At 69.3% G+C, this 7,325-nt stretch carries 1 pseudogene; it reads right to left on the reverse strand.

From position 1 onward, the window contains the following. Positions 1 to 7,325, reverse strand: a pseudogene (locus ABYE80_RS14500) (hypothetical protein); the annotation flags it as partial.

Below are 7,325 nucleotides of genomic sequence, written 5' to 3' on the forward strand. Positions count from 1 at the left end.
ATCGCTGCGCTGTGCCAGAGGTCGTCGACGATGAAGTAGGCCCAGTAGGGGACGCTGCCGTCGCGGTTGCGGTAGTCGAGCGCGATCCCGTCCACGAGCAGCGTGCCGCTGGCGACCCCCGCCGGCGATCCGGCGACGTCGGTCCGCGCGTAGAGCAGGCTGCCCTGCAGGTGCTGGAAGCGCCGGGTGGTGATCGCCGCGCCGTCGGCGAGCCGCAGGGCGACCGCGTCACCGAAGATCAGGTCGTCCCCTGTGCCGCCGTCGATCGCGTCGCCGCGTCCGCCGCCGATCAGCACGTCCTGTCCGGCGCCACCGGTCAGGACATCGCTGCCCGAGTCGTTCAGGCGCACGCTGCGCAGGCCGACCACATCGCCGGTGGTGAGGATGCGGTTGATCCCGGCCACCTGGTCGATGACGCCGTGGTCGCCGAAGATGAGGTCGTCCCCGCCCTCGCCGTGCAGCACGTCGTTGCCGGCTTGGAGGCTGTCGCTGGTCTGGAAGTGCCCGGGCCGCGCGACGTTGTCGGTGCCCGACGGAGCCGTGACGACCAGCAGGATCTGGGTGGAGAGGCTCAGGCGCTTCGACAGGTCGAGGTTGAAGCCGTCGTCGCCGTAGATGTGGTCGACGCCGTCCTGGCCGAGGATCGTGTCGTTGCCGGAGCCGCCCGCGAGGTGGTCGCCGGCCTGGCTGCCGATGATCAGGTCGTCGCCCGCGCCGCCGTAGATCGCGACCGACCGCGTCGCGTTGCTCGCGTCGATGATGTCGTTGCCGGCGAACTGGAACTCGCGCGCACGCCCGGTGATCTGCGCGGTCACCGAGTCGTAGAAGCGGCCGTTCTGGCTGGTGTCGCCGAAGATGATCAGCGGCGCGCTCGCTCCGCCACCGCCGTTGACGGTGATCCGGTCCGCACCGCTCGGGGTGCGGTTGCCGCCGCCCTGGACCACCGTGATCGAGCCCTCGAGCGTCGCGTCCACCGTGAACCGGTCGTCGCCCTGACCCAGCATGATGTCCACGACCTCGACGTCGTGGTAGCTGATGCCCGCCGCGAAGGTGCGCACGTCGGGGACTGCCGGCGTCCCGAAGTCGAAGCTGCGCGGGCCGCCCATCCCGAGGCCGCCGATCTGCGCGAACTTCGTGGCGTCGACGCTCTCGTCGGGCGCCAGGCCGTAGATCGGACCGAGGGCGTGGGCCTGCAGGGCGGAGATGAGACCGAGCGTGCCGATGTCGTCGGCGACGCTGCCGTCGTTGAACACGTTGAGCGTGTCCGTCTGCTGCGTCTCGTCGGTCTCGACGATGACGATCGGCAGCGGGATGTCCGTCTCGGTCGGCAGCTTCGCGCCGTTGATGAGCGGACGATCCTTGATCTTGCCGCCCTCGATCACGAGCGGGCCGAAGAGGTTCGCGACGACGTGCTCCTGGGCGGCGAAGAACTTCTCGGGCTGATCGGCCTGCGGGTCACCCGTGCTGGGGTCCGTCCAGTCCGGGTTGATCTCCAGGGACACCAGGAACGGGATGTCCCAGTTGGACTGGTCGAACACGACCGCGGGCATCGTCGTCGTGGTGCCGGGCACCCAGCGGGTGTCCGCCGGGTTGCCGCGGAGCGCGATCGTCTTGCCGTCGGTGAAGATCGACACGGTGACCGGAGCGGTGGGTGCGCGGGTCAGGCGCAGCGTGTAGGTGTCCGCCACGCCGGGCGAGACGAGCGTCGCGCCGTCGGACTCGACGACGAGCACGCCGCCGGTGTCGTTGTCGCGGATCTCGACGTCGAGCTCGCGGATCGCGTTCGGTCCGTCGTAGAGGCCGCCCGTCGTCGACACCTCGTGGAAGAGCGTCCGGAACATCCGGTTCTCGGGAGTCGTGTCATCGACGGCTGCGACCCGCAGCACGAAGGCGTCGCTCCAGTTGGTCTCGTCGAACGTGATCGTCCGTGCGAGCGCGTCGAAGCGGGACGCTTGGGAGGGCAGGTCGGCGGAGACCTCCAGCTGCGTGAAATCGCCGACCAGCGCGACGGTGACGGTCTCACCCGGGTTCGGGGCGCGCGTGAGCTTCACCGTGTAGGTGTCGGTGAGGATGCCCTCGACGACGCTGGTGCCGGTCGCGGTCTGCTCGACCGAGACGTCCGGCTTGTCGTCGTCGATCGTGCGCACCTCGACGTTGCGGATGTTCACCCGGTCGAAGGCGGCGTTGGCGCTCTGGAGCGAGTGGCTGATGACGACGGTCCGCTCGCCCTCCCACACGGTGTCGCTCACCGCGCGCATGAAGATCGTCTGCGTCCGGCCCCAGGCGTTCGCGCCGCCGTCGCTGGTGTCGAACGTCAGCACGAGGGCGTCGTGCCAGGTGATCCCGTCGGTCGAGACCTCGACCGACCCGGCGCCCTGCGCCAGTTCCTTGGACGGGGACAGCGCGGCGGACACGGTCAGGTAGGCGACGGTCTGGACGGTCGGCGTCACGGCGAAGCGCACGGTGTAGCTGTCGTAGGCCGCGCTGCCGCCGTCCTCGGTGACGACGGACTTCCCGCCGGACTCCTCCACCACGACGACCCCGGTGCCGGCGGTCGCGACGTTCAGCTCGATGCCCGGCGCGAAGATCCCGTTGTAGATCGGGTCGGCGCTCACGACGCTGTGGTTGACGGTGCCGCTGACGCCCTCGACCGAGAGCGCGATGATCGACTTGGTCACGTCGCCGCCGACGTCGAACGTGTCGTTGCCCAGCCCGCCGATGATCGTGGTGATCACCTTCGCGTTGGTGCTGAGGACGAAGAAGTGGTCGTCGCCCTCCATGCCGTCGACGTCCACCCGCTCGACGCCGGTGTACTCGATCGCCAGGCCGGCGCCGAACACCGCGCTGTGGGTGATGACGAAGTTGTCGGCGGCCTCCGTGCCGACGACGACGATCGTGTCGACACCCTCGCCGCCGTCGATCGAGACCGGCGCGTTGATGTTGTACTCGATGCGGTCGTCGCCACCGCCGCCGTTGAGGATGGTGTCCTCGCTCGACGAGCCGCCCGAGTTCTTGATCAGGAAGGCGCGGACCAGGAACTCGTCGTCGCCCGCTTCGCCGAACAGCTTCAGGAGCGCCTTGTTGCTGTAGACGACGAACTGGTCCTCGCCGTCCCCGCCGTAGACGACGGCCGGGAAGCTGATGCCGCGGGTGAGGAAGCCCCGCGTGGTCTGCAGCGTGGTGAGCTCGTCGCCGGTCGCGACCGTGCCGGTGGTGCTGAGCGACTCGTCGGTGCCGTCGCCGTCCTGGTCGGCCTCCCACGCCCTGTAGATCGACACGCGCGGTGCCCCGAAGAGCTGGCCGAACTGGAAGTAGTCGTCGCCGTCTCCACCGTCGATCGTCATGATCGCGCTCGTGTCGTCGGAGTAGAAGCGGTCGTCGCCGTCGCCGCCGTTCAGGCGCAGCACGTTGATCGTGCGGTCGTAGTTGACGCGCTCGTAGGTGTCCGCGAAGTCCGTCGGGCCGCCGTTCGGCTGCATCCGCGCGACGAAGGCCAGCCCCTCGGCCGAGGCGTAGTTGCCGCGCACCAGGAACGTGTCGGCCTCGTCCGTGCCGTTGATGGTCAGGACGTCCGCGCCGTCGCCCGGGTCGCCGCTGTCGTGGACGCGGATGATGTAGTCGGTGCCGTCGACCCCCGTCAGGTTCACGGTCACGTAGTCCTGGGCGCCCTGGCCGTCGACGTCGACCATGTTGCGGCTGCGGGTCGACTCGTTGCCGGTGATCAGTGCCGTGGGACCGCTGACGGCCAGGTTCAGCTTGTGGGCCAGGTCGACGGTCGGCAGCTGGTCGACGAGGATCTGGTCGGTGCTGTCGCCGCCCCAGATCTGGGTGTGTCCGACGAGCGCCCACGGCGTGTAGGTGATGAGGTCGGGGTCCGCGGCTCCGTAGACCTCGATCAGGGTCGCGGCGAGCTTGCCCTCGAGCAGGATCGTCGCGCCGGCCGGGTCGTCGATGCCGAGCTCGTCGCCACGGAAGGTGATCGTCTGGCCCGCGTGGACCGTGGCCGCGTCCCACTGGTGGATGGCGTTGCCCGCCTCGATCAGGACATCACGGCCCGCGGCGATCGTCACCGTCGTGTTGGACTGGCCGATGTGGACCTCGCCGTCGATGGCGGAGAGGCGCACGTCCTGCTGGGCGGTGACGAGGACGTTGTCGTGCAGGACGACGTTGCCGGACGCCGTGGCCGTGACGTCGATACCCGCGCTGACGCGGATGTCCTGCGACAGCAGGACGTCGCCGCCCAGCGCCGTCAGGTGGACGCTCCCGGCGCTGCTGATGACCGAGGTCGGGTCGAACACGGTCAGGAAGGAGCCCGCGGTGAAGGTGACGTCCTTGACGCCGTTGACGAAGCTGTCGGACCAGATGTAGACGGAGCCGCTCGCCGTGCCGGTGATGGAGTCGCCGGACTGGACGGTCGCGTGCGTGAGGGTGATGGAGCCGGTCCCGGCGTCGCCCGGACCCGCGTCGGCGCGCATGGTGATCGCGCCCGTCGCGGTGATCGAGCTGCCGTCCTGCAGCACGATGTCGTCCCCGGCGTCGATGCTGACGGTCGTCCCGGAGACGATCGCCCACCCCGGATCGATGACGACGCTGTTCGAGTCCGGCGTGTCCTGCGCGATGATCTGGACCGGGCCCGACGTCGCCTGGACGTTCTTCGTCAGCTTGATCCCGCTCTGGCCGGCCCCTCCGGCGGTGAAGAAGACGCCGGTCGGCGCGCTGATGCCGTTCGGGTCGGTGCAGCCGGTGATCGGGTCCTCGCTCACGCAGCCGATCTCCACCGGCCCCGTGTTCTGGATGAAGACGTTCGCCGTGGTCGACCGGCCCTGCAGCAGGCCGGTGCTGGTGAGCAGCCAGTTGCTCGACGTCCCGATGTGGTCGCGGGCGAACAGCCAGACCTTGCCGGACACGACGTTGTCGCCGTCGCCCTGGCCGTCGCCGCCCACGTCGGCGCTGCCGTTGAGGATCGCACCGGCCAGCGCCGTGATGAACGCGAACTTGTCGCTGCCGGCGGCCACGCTGTTCAGGGCGAGATCGCCGAACGGCTCGATCACGTAGGTGTTCGCCGTGCTGCTGGAGGTCAGCGTGCCGGGAGCGCTGTGGGCGCTGTCGATGTCGAGGTCGTTCCCGGCGGCCCCGATGCGGCCCGAGGTGGCGATCAGCGTGATGTTGTTGCCGACCACGTCGACCGCCGGTCGCGATGCGCCGGTGCTGGCGTTGGGACCGAACAGGCCGCCGGTCGGGCTCTGCGAGGTGACGTCGGGACCGTCCAGGATCTCCGGAGCGGTGATCGTCACGTCGCCGGTGATCGACTTGACGAGCCGGACCTGCAGGGCGCCCTCGGTCTCCGTCAGCCAGATGCTGCCGCCGGCGAGCGCGGTCAGATCGCCGGTGAGCTCACCGGAGTCGGTCTCCAGAGCGTTGCCGTCGGCCCCGATCGCCCCGCCGGCCACCAGCTCGATGTGATCGGCCTTGACCTTCGTGAAGTCGCTGTTGAGGCCGTCCAGGATCGCCCCGTCGCTCTCCAGCCGGATCTTGCCGGAGGCGGAGTACACGGTCTCGAGCTCGAGGTCGCCGGCCAGGCCGTTGCCGAGACGGTTGTAGAGCCAGATGTCGCCGTTGGCGCGTGCGGTCACCGTGCCGCCCGGCTCGGTGTCGAGGAAGATCGGCGCGGCCTGGGTGCCGATGGTCCCGAACTCCGCCTCCAGGATCAGGTCCCCGGTGCACACGTTGACGTTCGTGGGCGCCGCCGATGTACCGCAGGTCGTGCCCGGAGTGCCGGCGCCGTTGTTGCTGAGGATCGACTGCTTGGTCTTGATCGCGGCCCGGCCCGGGGTGTCGATCACGCCGAGCTTGAGCGTCTCGCGCGAGCCGATCTGGACGTTGCCGGTTGCGGTGACGTCGAGCTTGCCGGTTGCCGTGACGTCGAGGTCGTCGGTCTCGTCGATGATCAGCCGGGTGGTCGCGGGACGGTAGCCCCAGCTGATGTCGAGGCTCACGCCGGACTGGCCCGTGAGGATGTCGCGGGACGAGAGCGTCAGCGTCGTCGCGGTGACGTCGGCGATCGTGTAGCTCGTGAACTGGTCGGTGGCGTTCGCCCCGCTCCCACCGATCTTCAGCAGCGCGCCCTTGACGAAGCCGTCGTCGATCCAGCTGCCGCTGGACCGCGTGATCGTGTCGCCGGCGCGTCCGAGCGTGTTGAAGCCGTTGTCGGCGATCGTGACCTCGACCGCGTTCACGCCGCCGCGACGCTCGAACGTCGGGTTCAGCGCGACCGGGCGGACGGTGATGTTCGGGATGCTCGCCTGGCTGGTGAGGACCGTGCCCTCGGCCAGGGTGATGACCGCGCCGTCGACCGACGCCACGACGTAGTGGCTGTAGGCATCGTTGGCGTTCGGCGTGACCCCCGAGACCTTGATCGTCTGCCCGGCGCTGATCGTCGTCCACGTGCCGCTGCTGCGCGTGATCGTCCGCGTGGTCGCATCGAAGCTGACGGTCGTCGTGACGGACGGGTCGACGATCGGGGTGACGGTGATCGGCACGCTCGCCTGGGTGGCGATCACGGGCACGGCCCCGTACATCGGTGCCGACGAGATGCTCAGCACGTTGCCGACGACCGCGCTGACCGTGTAGTAGGCCACGCCGATCGGGGAGCTCAGGGTGATGCCGTCGACGCGGATGACGTTGCCCGGGGCGATGCCGACCCAGGCGCCCTCCGACCGGGTGATCGTGCGGGCACCCGCGTCGAACGTCGCGGTCGCCCGGATCAGCGTGCCACCGACGAAGACGACGTCGGGACGCTCCGCGGACCCGAGGGCGACGTTCTGCTCCGGGGTCAGCGGGCGACCGTCGAGGATGATCTCGGTCTGCCCGACCGCGCGGCCGACGGTGCCCTTGCCGCTGATGGTGTTGCCGCCCACGATGATCGTGATGTCGTTGGCGACGATGTTCGGGTCCTCGTTGGTGGCCTGCGTGCCGGTCGTGGACTTCAGCAGCCCGACGCCCGCGAGGTTCAGCAGCTCGTCCGCCGTCCACTTCTTGAAGCTGCCGTTGAAGTGGTTGTTCTCGGCGTCGGACAGCACGTAGACGAAGGACTCGTCGTAGGCCGCCGGGATGCCGCTGCCGCCGTTGCGGCTGAAGTACTCGGTCCACTGGCCGTGCAGCGTCCGGTACTGGATCGTCCGAGAGGTCGCCAAGGTCGTCAGCGAGTCCAGGATCTGCTGCGGAGTCTGGCCGAGCGCCGTGTAGTAGTCGGTGTAGTAGGTGACCTCGGCGGCGGTCAGCGGGATGTCGCAGGTCGCGCAGAACGCGGTGCCTGGAACGGGAGC

The organism is Paraconexibacter sp. (assembly GCF_041602235.1).
Taxonomy (GTDB): domain Bacteria; phylum Actinomycetota; class Thermoleophilia; order Solirubrobacterales; family Solirubrobacteraceae; genus Paraconexibacter.